16 protein-coding genes are annotated in these 20,847 nt (G+C 72.7%); 2 read left to right on the forward strand and 14 right to left on the reverse strand.

Translation table 11 applies throughout. From position 1 onward, the window contains the following. Window positions 1-10: 10 nt before the first annotated feature. The 6 genes from rplU to ACZ5GH_RS12200 all read right to left on the reverse strand — a co-directional run bounded on the left by rplU (window position 11) and on the right by ACZ5GH_RS12200 (window position 8,342). Entirely contained in the window at window positions 11-328 is a 318-nt protein-coding gene (gene rplU, locus ACZ5GH_RS12175; protein ID WP_045696828.1) for a 50S ribosomal protein L21, read from the reverse strand. Between the two features lie 229 nt (window positions 329-557). After that, window positions 558-4,250, reverse strand: coding sequence for an Rne/Rng family ribonuclease (locus tag ACZ5GH_RS12180; protein WP_464334252.1), 3,693 nt, complete (start codon window positions 4,248-4,250; stop codon window positions 558-560). Between the two features lie 397 nt (window positions 4,251-4,647). Continuing rightward, window positions 4,648-5,448 carry a TIGR03936 family radical SAM-associated protein gene (locus ACZ5GH_RS12185; RefSeq protein ID WP_387748222.1) on the reverse strand — a complete coding sequence of 267 codons (801 nt, stop codon included), beginning with the start codon at window positions 5,446-5,448 and terminating at the stop codon, window positions 4,648-4,650. A 170-nt stretch (window positions 5,449-5,618) separates the two neighbouring features. Further along, window positions 5,619-6,044, reverse strand: coding sequence for a PIN domain nuclease (locus ACZ5GH_RS12190; RefSeq protein ID WP_387748220.1), 426 nt, complete (start codon window positions 6,042-6,044; stop codon window positions 5,619-5,621). Then, window positions 6,045-6,263 carry a type II toxin-antitoxin system VapB family antitoxin gene (locus ACZ5GH_RS12195; RefSeq protein ID WP_387748218.1) on the reverse strand — a complete coding sequence of 73 codons (219 nt, stop codon included), beginning with the start codon at window positions 6,261-6,263 and terminating at the stop codon, window positions 6,045-6,047. Window positions 6,264-6,413: 150 nt separating this feature from the next. Then, a complete protein-coding gene (locus tag ACZ5GH_RS12200; RefSeq protein WP_387748216.1) occupies window positions 6,414-8,342 on the reverse strand; it encodes a TIGR03960 family B12-binding radical SAM protein in 1,929 nt (642 codons plus the stop codon). A 555-nt stretch (window positions 8,343-8,897) separates the two neighbouring features. On the opposite strand from ACZ5GH_RS12200, the gene ACZ5GH_RS12205 reads away from it, so the two are divergent. Further along, a complete protein-coding gene (locus ACZ5GH_RS12205; protein ID WP_464334253.1) occupies window positions 8,898-10,307 on the forward strand; it encodes a M14 family zinc carboxypeptidase in 1,410 nt (469 codons plus the stop codon). An 8-nt stretch (window positions 10,308-10,315) separates the two neighbouring features. On the opposite strand, the gene rodA is transcribed toward ACZ5GH_RS12205, so the two are convergent. The 8 genes from rodA to folC all read right to left on the reverse strand — a co-directional run bounded on the left by rodA (window position 10,316) and on the right by folC (window position 19,209). Then, window positions 10,316-11,515, reverse strand: coding sequence for a rod shape-determining protein RodA (gene rodA, locus ACZ5GH_RS12210; RefSeq protein WP_387748212.1), 1,200 nt, complete (start codon window positions 11,513-11,515; stop codon window positions 10,316-10,318). Then, window positions 11,512-13,818: a penicillin-binding protein 2 gene (gene mrdA / locus ACZ5GH_RS12215; protein ID WP_464334254.1), complete on the reverse strand. Its 2,307-nt coding sequence runs from the start codon at window positions 13,816-13,818 to the stop codon at window positions 11,512-11,514. Before mrdA ends, rodA begins: the two co-directional genes overlap by 4 nt. A gap of 50 nt (window positions 13,819-13,868) precedes the next feature. Then, a complete protein-coding gene (gene mreD / locus ACZ5GH_RS12220) occupies window positions 13,869-14,507 on the reverse strand; it encodes a rod shape-determining protein MreD (protein WP_464334255.1) in 639 nt (212 codons plus the stop codon). Between the two features lie 3 nt (window positions 14,508-14,510). Continuing rightward, window positions 14,511-15,476, reverse strand: coding sequence for a rod shape-determining protein MreC (gene mreC / locus ACZ5GH_RS12225; RefSeq protein WP_464334256.1), 966 nt, complete (start codon window positions 15,474-15,476; stop codon window positions 14,511-14,513). A gap of 115 nt (window positions 15,477-15,591) precedes the next feature. After that, window positions 15,592-16,617 carry a rod shape-determining protein gene (locus ACZ5GH_RS12230; protein WP_049648984.1) on the reverse strand — a complete coding sequence of 342 codons (1,026 nt, stop codon included), beginning with the start codon at window positions 16,615-16,617 and terminating at the stop codon, window positions 15,592-15,594. 327 nt (window positions 16,618-16,944) lie between these two features. Next, a complete protein-coding gene (ndk, locus tag ACZ5GH_RS12235) occupies window positions 16,945-17,358 on the reverse strand; it encodes a nucleoside-diphosphate kinase (RefSeq protein WP_224277488.1) in 414 nt (137 codons plus the stop codon). 107 nt (window positions 17,359-17,465) lie between these two features. Next, window positions 17,466-17,816 (reverse strand): DUF4233 domain-containing protein, encoded by a 351-nt coding sequence (locus tag ACZ5GH_RS12240; protein WP_387748204.1) that lies wholly within the window; start codon window positions 17,814-17,816, stop codon window positions 17,466-17,468. A 1-nt stretch (window position 17,817) separates the two neighbouring features. After that, window positions 17,818-19,209, reverse strand: coding sequence for a bifunctional tetrahydrofolate synthase/dihydrofolate synthase (gene folC / locus ACZ5GH_RS12245; RefSeq protein ID WP_464334257.1), 1,392 nt, complete (start codon window positions 19,207-19,209; stop codon window positions 17,818-17,820). Between the two features lie 185 nt (window positions 19,210-19,394). On the opposite strand from folC, the gene ACZ5GH_RS12250 reads away from it, so the two are divergent. Then, the gene (locus ACZ5GH_RS12250) at window positions 19,395-20,828 is read left to right on the forward strand and encodes a glycosyltransferase family 2 protein (protein WP_387748200.1); all 1,434 of its coding nucleotides are present in this window, start codon (window positions 19,395-19,397) and stop codon (window positions 20,826-20,828) included. Window positions 20,829-20,847 lie beyond the last annotated feature (19 nt).

Below are 20,847 nucleotides of genomic sequence, written 5' to 3' on the forward strand. Positions count from 1 at the left end.
CGCTATCCCCTTACTTGCTGACCGAGTCGATGCTCGTGATGCGCACCGCGGTGTGCTGCTGACGGTGACCCTGACGACGGCGGTAGCCGGTCTTGTTCTTGTAACGCAGGATGACGATCTTGTCACCCTTGGTCTGGTCGACCACCTCGGCGTGAGCCTTCACGCCGGCCAGGACCCACGGGTCGGAGGTGACGGCGTCACCGTCGACGACCAGGATGGTCGAGAGCTCGACCGAGTCACCCGGCTTGGCCTCGATGCGGTCGATCTCCAGCACGTCGCCCACGGCGACCTTGTGCTGGCGGCCGCCTGCGCGAACGATCGCGTACATGCGGTACCTGCTTTCCTTGCTCGGTCGGAACCCCCGACGCCAGCCACCTGGGTACGGACACAGGAGCCTCTCCCCGGCCCCCCGCGCGGACGCGGCGACCTCGGGAAGGTGATGTGCTCGGGAGCAATGGCGTAGACACGCCGATGGTCAAGAATACGGACCGGCCGCCCGGGGGGCAAACCGGCCCGTACGGCCCGGGGCGGGATCGCTCCCGCCCCGGGCGTGGGCACTACTCGGACGCCGTATCACCCTCGGCGGCCGCGGCCTTCTTGGCCGCCGCGCTCGTCCGCTTGGTGGCGGTCTTGCGGGCGGTGGTCTTCTTGGCCGCCGTGGTGGTCTTCTTGGCGGCCGTCTTCTTCGCGGCGGTCTTGCGGGCGGCCCGCTTCTTCGGCGCCGGCGCCTCCTCGGCCGGAGCCTCGGCGGCCTCGGCGGCATCCTCGGTGGCCGCAGCGGCCTCGGCGACCTCAGCGGTCTCCGGGGACTCGGCGGCGACCGCGGCCTCCGCGGCCGCGACCGGCTCGCCCGGCGCCTCGACGACGGCCTCGGCGGCGGCTTCCGCGACCGCCGGGGCGGCGGCCTCCAGGGCCGCCTCCAGCGCCGCCTCGGCCTTGGCCTGGAGCACCACGATCTCGGCGGTGTCCGGGGAACCGGCCGGAGCGGTCGCCTTGCGCACCGCCCGGCGGCGCGGACGGCCCGCCGGAGCGGCGGCCGGGGCCTCCGCCACGGGAGCCTCCACGACGGGGGCCGGCACGGCCTCCGCGGCGGCCTCGGCCGGGGCCTCGGCGCCCGGGACCTCCAGGGCCAGCTGGCCCTCGATCTCCTCGCGCACCGGCTCCGCCAGTTCGGCGACGTCCTCCACGGTCAGCGGCCCGGCCTCGGCGGCCACCGCGGCCTCCACGGCCTGCGGCTCCTCGTGGCCCGCGCCGCCCTTGCCCCGGCGACGGCGCTTGCCGCCCGAACCGGCCTCGCCCGCCGCCACCGGGGCGTGGACGTGGGCGCTCGGCTGCTCCATGTGGACGATCACGCCGCGGCCGTTGCAGTGCACGCACGGCTCGGAGAAGGACTCCAGCAGGCCCTGGCCGACCCGCTTGCGGGTCATCTGGACCAGGCCCAGCGAGGTGACCTCGGCCACCTGGTGCTTGGTCCGGTCCCGGCCCAGGCACTCCAGCAGACGGCGCAGCACCAGGTCGCGGTTGGACTCCAGCACCATGTCGATGAAGTCGATCACGATGATGCCGCCGAGGTCGCGCAGCCGCAGCTGGCGCACGATCTCCTCGGCCGCCTCGATGTTGTTCCGGGTGACCGTCTCCTCCAGGTTGCCGCCCTGGCCGACGAACTTCCCGGTGTTGACGTCGATGACGACCATCGCCTCGGTGCGGTCGATCACCAGCGAACCGCCGCTGGGCAGCCAGACCTTGCGGTCCAGCGCCTTCATCAGCTGCTCGTCGATCCGGTAGGTGGCGAACACGTCCACCTCGGAGGTCCACCGCTGGAGCCGCTCGGCGAGGTCCGGGGCCACGTTGGAGACGTACTCGTGGATGGTCTTCCACGCCTCGTCGCCGGAGACGATGACCTTGCTGAAGTCCTCGTTGAAGATGTCGCGGACGACCCGGACGGTCATGTCCGGCTCGCCGTACAGCAGCGCCGGGGCGTTGCCGGTCGCGGCCTTCTTCTGGATGTCCTCCCACTGCTGCTGGAGGCGCTGGACGTCGCGGGTCAGCTCCTCCTCGGAGGCACCCTCGGCGGCGGTGCGCACGATCACGCCCGCGTCGTCCGGGACGATCTTCTTGAGGATCTGCTTCAGCCGGGCGCGCTCGTTCTCCGGGAGCTTGCGCGAGATGCCGGTCATCGAGCCCTCGGGCACGTACACCAGGTAGCGGCCGGGCAGCGAGATCTGGCTGGTCAGGCGGGCGCCCTTGTGGCCGATCGGGTCCTTGGAGACCTGCACCAGCACGGACTGGCCGGACTTCAGCACCGACTCGATCCGGCGCGGGCCGCCGTGGCCGCCCAGCGCGCCGAAGTTGACCTCACCGGCGTACAGCACCGCGTTGCGGCCCTTGCCGATGTCGACGAAGGCGGCCTCCATCGACGGCAGCACGTTCTGGACCTTGCCCAGGTAGACGTTGCCGACGTACGAGGTGGCCTGCTCCTTGTTGACGTAGTGCTCGACCAGCACGCCGTCCTCGAGCACGCCGATCTGGGTGCGCTGGCCGCTCTGGCGCACCACCATGACGCGCTCGACCGACTCGCGGCGGGCCAGGAACTCCGCCTCGGTGATGATCGGCACCCGGCGGCGGCCCAGCTCGCGGCCCTCGCGGCGGCGCTGCTTCTTCGCCTCCAGACGGGTCGAGCCCTTGATGGACTGCACCTCGTCCGGGTCGAAGGACGGCTCGGTGGAGCGGCGGCGCGGCTCGCGCACCTTCACCACCGTGCGGACGCCGTCCTCGGTGGTCTCGGCGGCCTCGACGGCGCCGGCCTCACCGCTGCGGCGGCGACGGCGACGGCGGCGGCGCGACGAGGACAGGCCGGCGGCCAGGTCGTCGTCCTCCTCGCCCTCCTCCTCGGCGACGGCCTCGGCCGACTCCTCGGCGGGCTGCTCGGTCTCGACGGCCTCGGCGGCCTCGAAGTCCTCGGCCTCGCCACGGCGGCGGCGGCGGCCGCCCCGGCGGCGACGGCGCGACGGACGGCCGTCCTCCTCCCACTCGCCCTCGGTCTCCGGACCGGCGGCGGGCGCGGGCGCCTCCACCGCGGGGGTCTCGACGACGGGCGCGGGAGCCTCGACGACGGGCGCGGCGACCGGCGCGGCGGCCTGGGCCCTCGCGGGCGCCTTCGCCTTCGCCTGGGCGCCCTTGCGACGGGTCGGCTCGACCCGGGTGCGGACCCGGCGACGGCGGCCGACACCGCTGTACTCGAACTCGTCCTCGTCCTCGCGCTCGGCCTCCACCTTGGCCTCGGCCTCGGCCGGAGCCTCGACCTGCGCGGGGGCGGCGGCGGGCTGCTGCGGCGCGGCGGGCGCCACGAACGGGGCCGGCTCCTGGAACACCGGGGCCTGGAAGACCGCGGTGGCCGGACGGACGGCGCGACGGCGCACCCGGTGCGGCGGCTCGGCCTCGGCCGGCGCGGCAGCCGGGGCCGGAGCGGCGGCGGCAGGGGCGGGCGCGGCGGCGGGGGCCTCGGCGACGGCCTCGGCGACGGCCTCGGCGGCCTCCTCCTCGGGCTCCTCGGCGACGGCGGGCTCCTCGACCGGCGCCTCGACGACCGGCGCGGCCTCGACCACACGACGGCGGCGGGGGCGACGGGCCGGAGCGGCGGGAGCCTCCTCGGCCACCGGCTCGGCGACGGGAGCGGGGGCGGCCTCGGCAGCCGGCGCCTCGGCGGCCGGAGCGCCAGCGGCCTCCGCCTCGACGGCGGGGGCGCCGGCGGGCGCCTCGGCACGCTTGCGGGTACGGCGCGCCCGGGCGGGCTTCTCGGCCGGCTCCGACGTCTCCGCCGTCCCGGTCATGTCGGCCGTCCCGGCCTTGTCGACCTTCGCGGCCCTGGCCTTCGCCGGGGCCTTCGCGGCGGCCGGCGCGGCCGGTTCGGCGGCGGCGTCCGGCGCGGTCACCACGATCGCGGTGGCCTCCGGCGCCCCGGCCGGGGCCTCGGCGCGCTTGCGGGTCCGACGGGCCCGGACCGGCTTCTCGGCGACCGGCTCGGCCGCCGGCTCCACGGCCGGAGCCGCAGCGGCCTCGGCCGCCGGCGTCTCGGCCGGCAGGACCGTCTCGGCCGCCTCGGCGGCCGCGCCCTGCGGGGTGCCCGCCGGGCGGGACACCGCACGGCGACGGCGGCGCGGCGGCGCGGCGGACGCGCCCTCACCACCGGTCGCGGCGGATTCGTTCTGTTCCGTGGCCGCAGTCTGCTGCGGATCGGTGTTATCGAGCATGCGGGTGGATCTCCCGTCAGGCCCCCGGGCTCCGCATCCGGGCACGGCGCGGCACCGCTGGGCGGCCGGCATCGCTGACGATGCCCGGACCGGACCCTTTGACGGTGCCGCCGCGCGGACGCGAGGCCGCACAGGGGCTCGTAGTCTCGCTCGGCGCCCCGCACTCGGCGGGGTGTCGAAAGTCTTCTGGTCTGACCAGTCTTCTGAGGTTTTCCCAAGCTGCGCCGTCCCCCAACCCCGGGTGGCTCCCGGACGGGGTCCCGGGCCGGCCGACCTTCCTGGTCGGCAGGCCCCGGGTGGCAGGCCTGCGCTGCGACGACGCTCGCTCCCCTGGGGAGCCGCGGGAACCCTGGAGGACCGTCGGGCCCAGTGAGTCACTGGACCCGGCCTCCCCCCGCTAGGCGGACGCGGTAGCGTGCGGCCCTGCGGCAGGCTCCGAGCCGGCCGGGGCCGCGGCGCGGTCGAGCGCCAGCGGGTCGGTCACCGTGCCGGCCTCCTCGTCGAGCGGCCCCTGCGCCAGCCTGGTCACCTCTGCGGGGACCGGCGGCGCCAGGTCGGCCGTCGCACGGAGACCGGACAATACGTCGTCGGGTCGTACGGCGGGTGTGGCGTGTCGTACTACCAGGCGCAGTATCGCACAGGGACGGCCGGTCCGAACATCGTGGTCGGTTCCGGCCCCGCCGTCCGCACCGGCCTCGACCTGCGTCGAGACGGATTCCAGCGCCGCCACCGCGCCCCGCGCGTCGAAGACCCGCAGGCCGTTCTTGGTGCGGCGCTCGACCTCGACCCGCTCGGCGGCGAGGAACCGCGCGACCGCGTCGGCGGCCACGTCGGGCTCGACGCCGTCCAGCCGGACCAGCCACTCGGAGGCCTCCAGGCGCTCCACGAAGTTCGGCGTGCGCACCTCGACCGCGTCGATCACGTCCAGGCCGGCCGGCAGCGACTCGTCCAGCTGCGCCCGCAGCTGCTCGGGGTCGCGCACGGCGGCCAGGCCGATCTCCAGGTACTCCGCCTCGCTCGCCACCCCGGTGGGGGCCGCGTTGGCGTAGGACACCTTCGGGTGCGGGGTGAAGCCGGCCGAGTAGGCCATCGGAACGGCGGACCGGCGCAGGGCGCGCTCGAAGGCGCGCTGGAAGTCGCGGTGGCTGGTGAAACGGAGCCGGCCGCGCTTGGTGTAGCGGAGACGAATCCGCTGCACCGTCGGCGCGGGCGGCGGACCGTCGGGCGTACGGCGTGCCAGGGTCGCTCAGTCCTTAGTCAGTTGTCCCCGTCCGGCGTGGCGTCTTCCCGCCACTGTCCGGACTCTGTCACCTCAAAGGGTACGCGCCCCGCCGCCCGCCTCGCTCCGCCCCTGGTCAGAGCCCGTTCTCAGTCCAGCGACCCCGGCTCGGCCAGCCATCTGGCCCGCAGGTCGGTGTGCTTGGCGATGACCTCGAAGTCCCGGTCGTAGTGGAGCACGGTCAGCCCGTGGTGCATCGCCGTGACGGCGACCATCAGATCGGCGATCCCCGCCGACCGATGCTGGCCCACGTTCACCAACTGCTGCTGGATCTCCAGAAGTCGACGCCACGCACCGCTCGGCACAGGGCGCCATACGTACATGTCCGCCAGGGCGTCCTTGAGCTCCGTGTAGTGCCGTTTCGACTGCGAGGAGTAGAGCAGCTCCGCCTCGGTCGGCTCGCACATCCCGATCCGCCCCTGGTCGATCACCTCGCCCCAGATCTCCTCGGCCTTCGGCCGAACGATCCGGACATGCGCGGAGGTGTCGATGAGGAACTGCTCAGCACCGCTCATTCAGCTCCATGCCTCTTCCTTGAACCCCGGCTCCAGCGCCTTGTCGAACACACCCTCGTCCGCCAGCGCTCGCATCCGCTCCCGGGCACGCCGACGACGCTCACGCATGCCGACCTCAGCGAGGGCCGCGTTGACCGTGTCCTTCTTGGTGGTCGTGCCAAGCACCTCAGCCGCCAACGACAGGGCCTCTTCATCGATGTCGATCATCGTTTTGGCCATACCATACACCTCCATTCCCCAATCCAGCGATAGCGATATATTTTATACTCACTCCCGCACTTCATCTACCCAAATACTGGATTGACATACATCCAGAAATGATCAACCCCCGACCGAAAGAGATCGGCCGGGGATTGGTCTTGTCAGTTTCTACTTGTTGACGACCGTCAGCGGGAGCAGCTTCTTGCCGGTCGGGCCGATCTGGATGTCGAGGCCGAGCTGCGGACACACCCCGCAGTCGAAGCACGGCGTCCAGCGGCAGTCGTCGACCTCGACCTCCTCCAGGGCGTCCTGCCAGTCCTCCCAGAGCCAGTCCTTGTCGAGGCCGCTGTCCAGGTGGTCCCAGGGCAGCACCTCCTCGTAGGAGCGCTCGCGGGTGGTGTACCAGTCGACGTCGACGCCGGTGCCGGCCAGGGCCTTGTCGGCGCAGGCCATCCAGCGGTCGTACGAGAAGTACTCGCGCCAGCCGTCGAAGCGGCCGCCGTCCTCGTAGACCTCGCGGATGATCGCGCCGACCCGGCGGTCGCCGCGGGAGAGCAGGCCCTCGACGATGCCCGGCTTGCCGTCGTGGTAGCGGTAGCCGATGTTCTTGCCGTACTTGCGGTCGCCGCGGATCGAGTCGCGCAGCTTGGCCAGGCGGGCGTCGGTGGCCTCGGCGGACAGCTGCGGGGCCCACTGGAACGGGGTGTGCGGCTTGGGCACGAACCCGCCGATGGAGACGGTGCAGCGGATGTCGTTCTGGCCGGTGACCTCGCGGCCCTTCTGGATGACGTTCTTCGCCATCTCGCCGATCTGGAGCACGTCCTCGTCGGTCTCGGTGGGCAGGCCGCACATGAAGTACAGCTTCACCTGGCGCCAGCCGTTGCCGTACGCGGTGGCGACGGTGCGGATCAGGTCCTCCTCCGACACCATCTTGTTGATCACCTTGCGCATGCGCTCGCTGCCGCCCTCGGGGGCGAAGGTGAGGCCCGAGCGGCGTCCGTTGCGGGACAGCTCGTTGGCGAGGTCGATGTTGAAGGCGTCGACGCGGGTGGACGGCAGCGACAGGCCGATCTTGTCCTCGGTGTAGCGGTCCGCCAGGCCCTTGGCGATGTCGCCGATCTCGGTGTGGTCGGCGCTGGACAGCGACAGCAGGCCGACCTCCTCGAAGCCGGTCGCCTTCAGCCCGCGCTCCACCATCTCGCCGATGCCGGTGATGCTTCGCTCCCGCACGGGGCGCGTGATCATGCCGGCCTGGCAGAAGCGGCAGCCGCGGGTGCAGCCGCGGAAGATCTCCACGGACATCCGCTCGTGCACCGTCTCCGCGAGCGGGACCAGCGGCTGCTTCGGGTACGGCCACTCGTCCAGGTCCATCACGGTGTGCTTGGACACCCGCCACGGCACGCCCGGGGCGTTCGGCACGACGCGGCCGATCCGGCCGTCGGCCAGGTACTCCACGTCGTAGAACTTGGGGACGTAGACCCCGCCGGTACGGGCCAGGCGCAGCAGCAGCTCGTCCCGGCCGCCCGGGCGGCCCTCGGCCTTCCAGGCCCGGATGATCTCGGTGATGTCGAGCACGGCCTGCTCGCCGTCGCCGACCACGGCGCAGTCGATGAAGTCCGCGATCGGTTCCGGGTTGAAGGCCGCGTGGCCGCCGGCCAGGACGATCGGGTCCTCGTCGGTGCGGTCGCGGGCCTCCAGCGGGATGCCGGCCAGGTCGAGCGCGGTCAGCATGTTGGTGTAGCCGAGCTCGGTGGAGAACGACAGCCCGAAGACGTCGAAAGCCTTCACCGGGCGGTGGGCGTCCACCGTGAACTGCGGGACGCCGTGCTCGCGCATCAGCGCCTCGAGGTCCGGCCAGACGCTGTAGGTGCGCTCGGCGAGCACGCCCTCACGCTCGTTCAGCACCTCGTAGAGGATCATGACGCCCTGGTTGGGCAGGCCGACCTCGTAGGCGTCGGGGTACATCAGTGCCCAACGGACGTCGCAGGCGTCCCAGTCCTTGACGGTCGAGTTCAGCTCGCCGCCGACGTACTGGATCGGCTTCTGGACGTGCGGGAGGAGGGCCTCCAGGCGTGGGAAGACCGATTCGACAGTCATGTACTAGGAACCCTTACGACGTGATTCGGTGCCGCGAGTCGGCACGGGAGGGGTGACCCTCAAGGGTAGCCCAATCCGGGGAACGGGCCGTCAGCCGGATCAGGGCCCCCTCCGTGCCCCGGCGCGACCCGGCCGCCGGGTGTCCGCCCGCACCCGCCGTTGCCCGCCCCGGCACGCGCGGTGCGCACCCGCCGGCCGGTGCCGTCCGCCGTTGACACGCCCGAACGGGCCGTGCGGTACTGACAGGGCTCCGCCAAAGAGACCTGCACCCCTTCCGGACAAGGAAGTTGAGTCGTACGCTCGGCCCTCGTCGGTTTTCCGGCCGGCACGACCCCTCCCTCACCACGGGCCACCCCGGCACGGCCCCGTCCGCCCCTGCCGGGCCCTACCCGGCCCGCCCGGCCGCCGTTCCCCGGCAACGCGGTGCCACGCCCCAGACACCCCCAGCCCCGTCCCCGCCCGCTTCCGCCCCCCGTCCCCCGCCCGCACGCCGTGCCCGGCGGCGCACCCGTACGCCCGCGCCCCGGCGGCCGTACGACCGGCGCAAGGAGAACCATGACCGACACCGGTCGGCGGATCCGCCCCCTCCGGCCCCTCGACGCCCGGCCGGCCCGCTACCCCACTCCGGCCCAGGCCGAGTCCGCCGCGCGGCGGCTCGCGCTGCGGCACCCGGACCGCTGCCGGCTGCGCGAGGTGGGCCGCTCCCGGGCCGGGCGCCCGCTGATGCTGCTCTCCGTCGACCGCGGGCCGCGCGCGGTGCTGGTGGTCGGCGGCCCGCACCCCAACGAGCCGATCGGCACCGCCGGGACGGTGCGGCTCGCCGAGGTGCTGCTGGACCGCCCCGCCCGCCCCGGGCTCTCCTGGCACCTGCTGCTCTGCCTCGACCCGGACGGCGCCGCGCTCAACGCCGGCTGGCTGGACGGCCCGCTCACCATGCGGCGCCACTACGAGCACTTCTTCCGCCCCTCCTTCGAGGAGCAGCCCGAACTGCTGCCCGCCCCCGGCTCCGGCCGCCCGGCGATGCCGGAGAGCCTGGCGCTGACCGGGCTGATCGACGAGCTGCGCCCGTTCCTCCAGTGCTCGCTGCACGGGGTGGACTTCGGCGGCGCGTTCGTCCAGCTCACCGGCCCGGTCCGGGGCCTGGCCGGGCGCTTCGCCCGCTCCGCGGAGCGGGCCGGCGTCCCGCTGGACGTGGACTCCTTCGACGCGATCGGCTGGGCCAGTCCGGACCCCGGCACCTACCTGATGCCGGCCCCGGGCACCGGGGGCTCTCGGGCCCTGCCGGACGAGCCCGAGCTGTCCACCTGGTCCTACGCGGCCCGGTACGGCGCGGTCACCGCGGTGCTGGAGGTCCCGATGTGGGCCGTCGACGCGGTCGGCGACGCCCGGCTCCACCCCGCCGGGGCGCGGGCCCTCGCGGCGGCCGCCCGTGACCTCACCGAGCGGGCCGCGGAGCTCACCGCCCTGCTGCCGGGCGTCCCCGCGGACGGCCACGAGGCGGCCGGGGCGCTGCTGCGCACCGCCGGGTTCAGCCTGGCGGTCGCCCCGCGGGTGGCCGAGGAGTGGCTGGAGCGCTGGGGCGCCGAGCCGCTCACCGTCTCCCGGGTGACCACCGCCGGGCTGGTCGCGGCCCGCGTGCCGCTGCGGGTGGCGTCGGTCCTGCTGCGGCTGCTCGCGGACGCCCGCGGCCCCGCCGCCGAGGCCGCCCGGGACCGCGCCCGCGCCGTCGTCGCCGACAGCCTGGACCGGCTGCGCCACCGCTTCGGCGCCCGCTGGGTGCCGGTCCAGGAGCAGCTCGCCCACCAGACCCGCGCCATCCTGACCACCGCCGACTGCCTCGTCCAGGAGCAGCCCCGGCCGCTCGTGGCAGGCCCGGCAGGCCGCGGACGGCCGCGGCAGGCCGCAGGCGGCCCCGGACGACGGAGCGGGGCCGGCCCGGGAAGTCCCGGACCGGCCCCGCCGTGAAGCGCGTGTCAGGCCGCTATCGGACGCTGGCTCCGCACCGCCTGGAGCAGCCCGACGGCCATCCAGTTGGCGAACATCGAGGAGCCGCCGTACGAGACGAACGGCAGCGGGATGCCCGCGACCGGCATGATGCCCAGGCACATCCCTATGTTCTCGAAGGCCTGGAAGGCCAGCCAGGCGATGATCCCGGCCGCCACGATCGTCCCGTACAGGTCGGTCGCCTGCCGGGCGATCCGGCAGGCCCGCCAGAGGATCACGCCGACCAGCACGATGATCGCCATCGCCCCGATGAAGCCCAGCTCCTCGCCGGCCACGGTGAACACGAAGTCGGTCTGCTGCTCCGGCACGAACTGCCCGACGGTCTGGGTGCCGTGGAACAGTCCCTTGCCGGTCGGTCCGCCCGAGCCGATCGCGATCCGGGCCTGAGCGGTGTTGTAGCCGACGCCGTTCGGGTCCAGCTGGGGGTTGGCGAAGGCGGCGAAGCGGTCGATCTGGTACTGGCTCAGCAGCCCGAACTTCCATATCGCCACGCATCCGGCGGTGCCGGCCATCAGCAGGCCGAGCACCCAGCGGTTCGCCGCGCCGGAGCCGAGCAGGATGCCCAGCACGATCGCGGCCATCACCATCACCGAGCCGGCGTCCGGCATCAGCATCACGATGGCCATCGGCAGCCCGGCCCAGATCAGCCCGCGGAACACCGCCCGGTGCGAGGGGAACTCCCGCTCCCCCGCGTCCACCTGGTCCGCCAGGACGACCGCCATCGCCAGCACGATCGCCAGTTTCGCGAACTCGGCGGGCTGGATCGAGAAGCCGCCGCCGAGCTGGATCCAGGAGTGCGCGCCGTTGATGGTCGAGCCCAGCGGGCTGAGCGTCGCCAGCAGCAGCACGATCACGCCGACGTACAGGAACGGCACGATGGTGCGGAAGCGCCGGCTCCCTATCGCTATCACCACGGAGCACAGCACCAGTCCGACCACGAAGTTGGTCAGGTGCCGGTACAGGAAGTACTGCGGGTCCCCGTGGGTCAGCGAGTCGCGCCCGCGGGTGGCCGACCAGACCAGCAGCGAGCTGCCGGCCGAGAGGGCCAGCGCGGCCAGCAGCAGTATCCAGTCCAGCCGCCAGAGCGGGGAGTCCTTGGCCAGGGCCTTGGAGACCCCGTTGCGCTGCGGGGCCAGCCGCAGCTGCCGGTACGAGCCGTAGGAGGTCATGCCCGTCCCCTTCCCGGTCCGCGCGTGGGTTCGAGCGCGGCGTTCGCCGCGGTGTACGCCGCCGGACGGTCGGCCGGCGGCGCCTGGTCCAGGAAGGCCGTCGCGGGGGTCGGCCGCGCGGTGGCCGGGTCGAGCGTCGCCGGAGCCGCCGCGACGGCCGGGGCCTGGGCACCCGGAGCCGCGTCGGCGCCGAACGAGACCGGCTTGATGATCGCGGTGCCGTCCGGGTTGAACTTCGGCAGTTCGGCCTGCGGCACGGGCAGCAGCGCCTTGGCGTTGTCGATGACGCCCTTGTCGTCCACGCCGTACAGGGCCTGGTAGATCCGGCGGACGGCGTCGCCGGAGCCGCCGGAGCCGGTGCCGCCCTGGCTTATCGTCATGACGACCGCGTAGTCCTTGCTGTACGTGGTCAGCCAGGAGGTGGTCTGCTTGCCCTCGACCTCGGCGGTGCCGGTCTTGGCGTGCAGCGCGATCTTGTCCTGCGGCCAGCCGGCCTGCGCGAACTTCCAGGCGGCGGTGCCGCTCTTGACGACGCCCTCGGTGGCCTGGTTGATGTAGCTGAGCAGCTTCTCGTCACCGGGGAACTTGGCGTCCGCCTGCGGGGCGATCTCGCGGACGAGGTTCCCGCTGGGGCTTATCACCGCCTTGGCGATGGTCGGCCGGTAGAAGGTGCCGCCGTTGGCCAGCGCCGAGTAGATCCGGGCCATCTGGACCGGGGTGACGAGGGTGTCGCCCTGGCCGATCGCGAAGTTGACGGCGTCACCGGCGCGCATCTGGTAGCCGTCGACGCAGTTCTCCCGGGCGATCTGGTCGGAGTAGCTGTTGCCGCCCTTCTGCCCCTGGGCGCACCAGGCGTCCTTGTTGTTGTCGTAGAAGGACTGCTTCCACTGCCGGTCCGGCACCCGGCCGGGGACCTCGGAGGGCAGGTCGATGCCGGTCTTGGCGCCGAGGCCGAACTCGTGGGCGGTCTTGAAGAACCAGTCGGCCGGCTCCTTCTTCGGCTTGATGCCGCCGTCCTTCAGCCACTGGTCGTTCGCCAGACCGTAGAAGACGGTGTCGCAGGAGACCTCGAGCGCCTTCTCCAGCGTGATGGAGCCGAAGCTCTCGCTCTCGAAGTTCTTGAACTCGCGGCCGCCGATGACCAGGCTCTTCGGGCAGGGGTAGGTGCCGTCGAGCGGGTAGCCGGCCTGCACCGCGGCGGTGGTGGAGATGACCTTGAAGGTCGAGCCGGGGGCGGACTGACCCTGTATGGCCCGGTTCAGCAGCGGGAAGTTGGACTCCTTGCTGGTCAGCGACTGGTAGTCCTTGCCGCTGATGCCGCCCACCCAGAGGTTGGGGTCGTAGGTCGGGGCGCTCGCCATCGCGACGATCCGCCCGGTGTGCACGTCCATCACCACGGCGGCGCCGGAGTCGGCCTCGTAGTTGCGGTTGGTGACCTTGTCGAAGGTCTTCCGGGCGTCGGCCATGGCCTGCGCCAGGTTGTCCTCGACCACCTTCTGCACCCGGGCGTCGATGCTGGTGACCAGGTTGTCACCGGTCTGCGGGGCGACGGTGCCGGCGTTGCCGATCACCCGCCCGAGGTTGTCCACCTCCAGCTTGGTGATGCCCGCGGTGCCGCGCAGGTCGCGGTCGTACACCGACTCCAGGCCGGCCCGCCCGATCTGGTCGGCCGGCAGGTAGCGGTCCAGGCCGCTCTTGCCGGCGGTCTTGCTGACCTCCTCGTCGGTGACCGGCGAGAGGTAGCCGAGCACCTGGGCCATGTTGGCGCCCTCGGCGCCGGTGTAGCGGCGCACGGCGGTGGGCTGCGCGGTGATCCCGGGGAAGTCCTCGCGGCGCTCCATTATCTGCATCGCCTGCTGGGTGGTCGCCTCCTTGGTGACCGGGATCGGCTGGTAGGGCGAACCGTTCCAGCAGGGCTGCGGGGTCTTGGCGTCGCAGAGCCGGACCTTCTCCTGCACGTCCTTGGCGGGCATCCCCAGCACCTCGGCCAGCCGGGCGAGCACCGCCTTGCCGCCGTCCTTCTGCTGGAGCAGCGAGGTGCGGCTGACCGAGACCACCAGCCGGGTCTCGTTGCCGGCCAGCACCCGTCCGGAGGCGTCCAGGATCTCGCCGCGGACGGCCGGTTCGACCACCTCGCGGATGTGGTTGCCGGTCGCCTTCGCGGTGTACTCCTCGGCGTTGCGGATCTGCAGGTACCACAGCCGTCCGCCGAGGGTGGCGAGCAGCGACAGCACCAGGATCTGCAGCACCACCAGACGGATCGTCACCCGTCGGGTGCGGCCGGTCTCGGGGATGTTGCTCACGTCTCGTGCGCTCCAGGATGCGGGGAGGTCGGGTGGTCGGGGCCGGCCGGCTACGGGCGGCGGGCGAAGCGGGGCACGCGCCGCTTCTTGTACGACGGGCCGGTGGAGGCCTCGCGGGTGGTGCGGTAGCGGGCCAGTGTGCCCAGGCCGGAACCGCTCTCGTCGTCGTCCGCGGCGGCCACCGGGTCGCGCCCGAAGCGGCGGCCGAGGTACATCACCAGCGGCACCACGAAGGGCGCCAGCAGCAGGTCGTAGAGCAGGGCGCTGATGACCAGTCCGCCGAGGCCGACGTGCCGGGCCGCGGTGTCGCCGACCAGGGCGCCGACCATCGCGTAGAGCAGGGTGGAGGCGATCGCGGCGGCGCCGACGACCACCAGTGAGCCGCCGACGGAGCGCTGGCGGCCGTGGTCCGGGCGCAGCAGCCCGGCGGCGTAGCCCATCAGGCAGAGCACCAGTGCGTAGCGGCCGATCGCGTGGTCGGAGGGCGGCGCGAGGTCGGCCAGCAGGCCCCCCGCGAAGCCGACCAGGCAGCCGCCGGTGGGTCCGTAGACCATGGCCAGGCCGACCACGACGAGCAGCAGTATGTCCGGGGTGGCTCCCGGGAGCTGGAGCCGGCCGAACACGCTGACCTGGAGGATCAGGCCGAACAGGACGAGGCCGGCGGAGACGGGGATGCGGGCGAGGCGCATGGCTCAGTTCCCCCCAGTGGGCTTGGCGGGCGGGGCGGCGGGCGCGGTGGCCGGGGCCTGCCCGGGCGCGGCGGCCGGGCCGGGTGCGGCGGCCGGCTGGCCCGCGGCGGGCGCCGGCGGCAGGACGGCGTCGCGCGGGTCGGCGCGCGGCGGTACGACCACCACGCCGACCAGGTCGAGCCGGGTGAACTGGACGAAGGGCTCGACCAGGACGGTCTTGGTCAGCTGGCCGGCGTTGGCCTGGACCTCGACGACCTTGCCGATCGGGACGCCGGGCACGAACGGGCGGCCGCTCTGCGAGCCGAAGGTGACCAGCCGGTCGCCGGCCTTGACCTGGGCCTTGCCGTTGAGCAGGGAGACCTTCATCGGGCTGTCGCCGCCGCCGGAGGCGAAGCCGATCTCGCCGGTGCCCTCCAGCCGGGTGCCGGCCGAGAAGCCGGGGTCGGAGGCGAGCAGCACGGTGGCGGTGGTCGGGGCGACGGTGGTGATCCGGCCGACCAGGCCCTGACCGTTGATCACCGTCATGTCGCGGGTGAGGCCGTCGTCGCTGCCGGCGTCGAGGGTGATCGTCCAGGAGAAGCCCTGGGCCGGGCCGATCGCGATGACCTGGGCGGCCTTGACGGTGTAGCCGCCGGCGCCGGCGGTGCGCAGCAGGTCGTCCAGCTGTCTGGTGCGCCCGGCGGCCATGTCGGAGGAGGCGAGCTTCTGGCGCAGTTCGGTGTTCTCGCGGGCGAGCTGGTCGGTGCGGCCGCTGTCGGTGGCCGCGTCCCGGAAGGCGCGGACGGTGTCGGCGACCGGGTCGACGACGGTGGCGGCGCCGCGCTCGACCGGTCCGAGGACACTGGCGGCGGCGTTCCGGGCCGGGTCGAGCGGGGAGTCCTCGCCGCCCTTGATGTCCACGGTGATCAGCGCGAAGGCGACGGCCACCAGCAGGATCAGCAGCAGCCGGCTCTCTCGGGTGTCCCTCACGGTGCTGGTACTGCCCCTTCGTACCTGGCCGCCGGCCCGGGCCGTGGGGCCCGGGCGGCGGCCCGTTCGGTCGAGTGTCGGATGTGACGCGTGGTGCCGGTGGTGCGGCGACCTGTCAACGACGCGGCGAGGCGTCGAGTACCTGCTGGAGCGCCTCGAACTCCTCGACGCACTTGCCGGAACCGAGTGCGACGGAGTCCAGCGGGTTCTCCGCGATGTGGATCGGCATGCCGGTCTCGCGGCGCAGCCGCTCGTCCAGGCCGCGCAGCAGGGCGCCGCCGCCGGTGAGCACGATGCCCCGGTCCATGACGTCGCCGGCCAGCTCGGGCGGGCACTGGTCGAGGGTGGTCTTGACCGCGTCGATGATCGCGTTGACCGGCTCGTCGATGGCCTCGCGGACTTCGGCGGCGGAGATGACCACGGTCTTGGGCAGGCCGCTGACCAGGTCGCGGCCGCGGATCTCGGCGTGCTCGTCCTTCTCGCCCTCCAGGCCGAAGGCGCTGCCGATGCTCATCTTGATCTGCTCGGCGCTGCGCTCGCCGAGGAGCAGCGAGTACTCCTTCTTGATGTGCTGGACGATCGCGTTGTCCAGTTCGTCGCCGGCCACCCGGATGGACTGGGCGGTGACGATGCCGCCGAGCGAGATCACGGCGACCTCGGTGGTGCCGCCGCCGATGTCGACGACCATGTTGCCGGTGGCCTCGTGGACGGGCAGGCCGGCGCCGATCGCGGCGGCCATCGGCTCCTCGATGATGTGCACCTGGCGCGCGCCGGCCTGCGAGGAGGCCTCGATGACGGCGCGGCGCTCGACGCCGGTGATGCCGGAGGGCACGCAGACCACGACGCGCGGGCGGGCGAGGTAGCGGCGCCGGTGGATCTTGAGGATGAAGTACCGCAGCATCCGCTCGGTGATCTCGAAGTCGGCGATCACGCCGTCCTTGAGCGGGCGGATGGCGACGATGTTGCCCGGGGTGCGGCCGATCATCTTCTTGGCCTCGGCGCCGACGGCGAGGATCCCGCCGGTGTTGGTGTTCACCGCGACGACGGACGGCTCGTTCAGGACGATGCCCTTGCCCCTGACGTACACCAGCGTGTTGGCTGTTCCGAGGTCGATCGCCAAGTCGCGGCCGATGAACGACAGGTTGCTCGCCATGGGGTGTGGGTGCCTTCCCGGGCTCGGAGTTCATGGGGGGTGGACGAATGTGCGCCCACGCTTGGGCGGAGACCAGCTGAGCTGCCTTACCGGGCCCTAAGTCGCGTCCATCGTAGTCACGCCGCGCGGCACGGACGTCGACGTGGGGCATACCGTCCATTGTCCGGGGCGTGATCGCATCTCCGAGGATTGGGACGCCGTGTCGGCGTCGCCAGTTCCCTATTTCACGATAAGAATGCCCCGGCCGGGCCAATGGTCCCGACCGGGGCGGTACGAACGTCCCGCCGGGCGTGTCGCCCGGGCCCGCTCGTCGAATCAGGCGTGCGCGGGGAAGAAGATCTTGATCTCGCGCTCGGCGGACTCCGGGGAGTCGGAGGCGTGGATCAGGTTCTCGCGGGTGATCGTCGCGTAGTCGCCGCGGATGGTGCCGGCCCCGGCCTCCAGCGGGTTGGTGGCGCCGGCCAGCATGCGGATGCCCTTGACGACCTCCTCGCCCTCGACGATCAGCGCGATCGACGGACCGGAGGTCATGAACTCCAGCAGCGGCTCGTAGAACGGGCGGCCGACGTGCTCCGCATAGTGCTGCTCCAGCGTCGCCCGGTCGAAGGTGCGCAGCTCGATGGCGGCGAACCGCCAGCCGGCCTTGCGCTCGATGCGGCTGATGATCTCGCCGGCCAGGCCGCGGCGGACGGCGTCGGGCTTGAGCAGGACGAGAGTGCGCTGGGACACGGTGCGTCTCCTGGGGATTCGGTTCGGCAGACAGTCGGGTCGACAAGGGTGCCGACACGGCAGAGATTACCTGGCGTACACGGCGTGTCGGTCCGCCGGTCCGGGCCTCAGGCCTGTACCGCGGCGGCCTCCGCGGCCGCCCGGGCGGCCTTGAACTCGTCCACCTTGCGGCCGTAGTGCACCGAGCACCACCACAGGCCGGCGAAGACCACGCCGAGGCCGAACATGGTCGGCAGGATGAAGCCGCTGGCGATCAGGCCGATCTGCAGCGCCCAGCCGATCTGCACCGCGCCGGGGCGGTTGATCATGCCGCAGAGCAGGACGCACAGCGCCATCGCGATGCCGCTGACGGTCCAGATCTCCGCGTCGGACACGTCGGAGAGCCGCATCGCGACCAGGGCGGCGAAGAGGACCAGCAGCGCTTCGCCGATCAGCGTCGAGGAGCAGAGCGTCCTCATGTCACTTCCTCCCGAGCAGCAGGCGGGCCTCGCCCACCGTGATGACCGAACCGGTGACCAGCACCCCGGCGCCGCCGAGGTCGCCCTCCTCCTCGGCGAGGGTGACGGCGGCGGCGATGGCGTCGTCGAGCCGGGGCTCGACCTGGACGCGGTCCTCGCCGAAGACCTCGACGGCCAGGGCGGCGAGCGCGTCGACGTCCATCGCGCGGTGGGTGGAGTTCTGGGTGATGACGACCTCGGCCAGGATCGGCTCGAAGGCCTCCAGCACGCCGGCCACGTCCTTGTCCCCGGAGGTGCCGATCACGCCGACGAGCCGGGTGAAGCCGAAGGACTCGGTGAGGGCGGCCACGGTGGCGCGGGCGCCGTGCGGGTTGTGGGCGGCGTCCAGGACGATCGTGGGGCTGCGGCGGACGACCTCCAGGCGGCCCGGCGAGGAGACGCCGGAGAAGGCCTGGCGGATCTTCTCCACGTCCAGTTGGCCGCCGCGCGCGCCGCCGACGCCGAAGAAGGCCTCGACCGCGGCCAGCGCGAGGGCCGCGTTGTGCGCCTGGTGCTCGCCGTGCAGCGGGATGAAGACGTCCTCGTACTCCTCGCCGCCGAGGCCGCGCAGCGTCACCAGCTGGCCGCCGACGGCGAGTTCACGGCGGATCACGCCGAACTCCATGCCCTCGCGGGCGACCGTGGCGTCGATCTCGACGGCGCGGCGCAGGATGGTCTCGGCGGCGTCCAGCTGCTGCTGGGCGACGACCGCGACGGAGCCGGTCTTGATGATCCCGGACTTCTCGACCGCGATCTCGCCGGTGGTCTCGCCGAGCTTGTCGGTGTGGTCCAGCCCGATCGGGGTGATCACCGCGACGGCGGCGTCGATGACGTTGGTGGCGTCCCAGGAGCCGCCCATGCCGACCTCGACCACGGCGACGTCCACCGGGGCGTCGGCGAAGGCGGCGTAGGCCATGCCGGTCAGCACCTCGAAGAAGGACATCGGCACCGGCTGCGCCGCGTCGACCATCCGCACGTAGGGCTCGATGTCGCGGTAGACCTCGACGAAGCGCTCGGGGGTGATCGGGGCGCCGTCCAGGCTGATCCGCTCGGTGACGGACTCCACGTGCGGGCTGGTGTAGCGGCCGGTGCGCAGCTCGAAGGCGTTGAGCAGCTGCTCGATCATCCGGGCGGTGGAGGTCTTGCCGTTGGTGCCGGTGATGTGGATGGAGGGGAAGGACCGCTGGGGCTGGCCCAGGATGTCCATCAGCGCCTCGATCCGATCGAGCGAGGGCTCCAGCTTGTTCTCCGGCCAGCGCTCGGAGAGCTCCGTCTCGACGTCGCGCAGGGCGTCGCCGGTGCCGCCGTCGGCGGGGCGGATGGTGTACGGGTTCGGGTCGGCCTTGTCGCTCACGACCACAGTCTACGGAGCGCTGGCGGCTCCTCCTCACGGGGTGAGAACGACCACTTTGCCCGTTCTTTCCCATGATCATCTAGTTTCCTCCCTTTACTATTGATTTAGCGATCTGAACCGCAATGAAGCATCGATTCGCAGCCGACAGGGAGCTTTCAGCCTTTGATCATGAGGAGCATTGCGCCATGCCCGACGCCCTGCACGAATGGGTCGTGCTTCGCCAGGACGCCGTCGTCTGGGTCGCCGGACTGATCTCGCTGGCCCTCGTCGGCTACATGGCCCTGGTCTTCGGGCGCTTCCTCGTGTACTGGGCGGGCTCCCGGCACGCCTTCCGGCACAACCGGCCCGCCGAGCCCGGCGACCCCGCCACCCTCCAGTGGCACCTGGTGATCCCCTGCCGCGACGAGGAGGCCGTGGTCACCCAGACCCTGGACGGCCTGCGGACCAGCGCGCCCGAAGCCCACCTCTGGGTGATCGACGACGACAGCGAGGACGCCACCCGCGACCTGGTGCTCGCCGCCGCGGCCCGCGACCCGCGGGTCCACCTGGTCCAGCGCCGCCGCCCGCACGCCCGGATCGGCAAGGGCGCCGCCCTCAACGCCGCCTACCGGGAGATCTCCGCCTGGCTGCCCGAGGACACCGACCGCTCCCGGGTGGTGATCGGCGTGGTCGACGCCGACGGGCAGCTCGACCCGGGCACCCTCGCCCAGGTCTGCAACGCCAAGGCGCTCGGCCGGCCCGACACCGGCGCCGTCCAGATCGGCGTCCGGATGCGCAACGCCGACGACGAGCTCCCGCTGCCGGGCCGCGGCCGGGCCGCCAACGCCCTGGCCCGCGCGCTGGTGCGGATGCAGGACGTCGAGTTCCAGGCGAACAACGCCGGCATGCAACTGCTGCGCCGCCGCACCGGCAGCGTCGGCCTCGGCGGCAACGGCCAGTTCGTCCGGCTCACCGCCCTCGACTCGCTGACCGCCGAGGAGGGCCGGGCCGGCCGTCCCTGGCCGGAGCGCGCCCTGCTGGAGGACTACGAGTCCGGCCTCGACCTGCGGCTGGCCGGCTGGCGGCTCACCCACGTCACCGAGGCCCAGGTCTCCCAGGAGGGCCTGATCTCGCTGCGCCGCTTCCTCACCCAGCGCACCCGCTGGGCCCAGGGCAACATGCAGTGCCTGCGCTACACCGGCCGGGTGCTGCGCTCCCCGCACTACACCCTGTCCGGCAAGGCCGAGGTGCTGTACACCTTCCTCCAGCCGGTGGTCTGCGTGCTGCTGGTGCTGCTCTTCCCGCTCTCGCTCGGGATCACCGGCGCCGGGCTGGTGCTCTTCCCGGAGGAGACCGCCGAGTTCCAGCTCCGGTTCGGCCCATGGATGCTGCTCGTCCTCGTGCTCGCCACCCTGCCGATGGTGTTCTGGGGCTTCGCCTACCGCCGGCTCGTCCACCCCGGCCGCGGCCGGCTCACCGGCCTGCTCTGGGGCGTCCTGGTCTGGCTCTACGCCTACCACCTGTTCGTGGTCGCCGCCCGGGCCGCCGTCCGGATGCTGCTCGGCCGCAACGGCTGGGCCAAGACCCGCCGCAACGCCGAGAAGGTCTCCCTCGGCGCCCCCACCGCGCTCGAGTCGTGAGCCCCGCGCCCCGCCGCGC

The organism is Kitasatospora sp. Xyl93 (assembly GCF_055383135.1).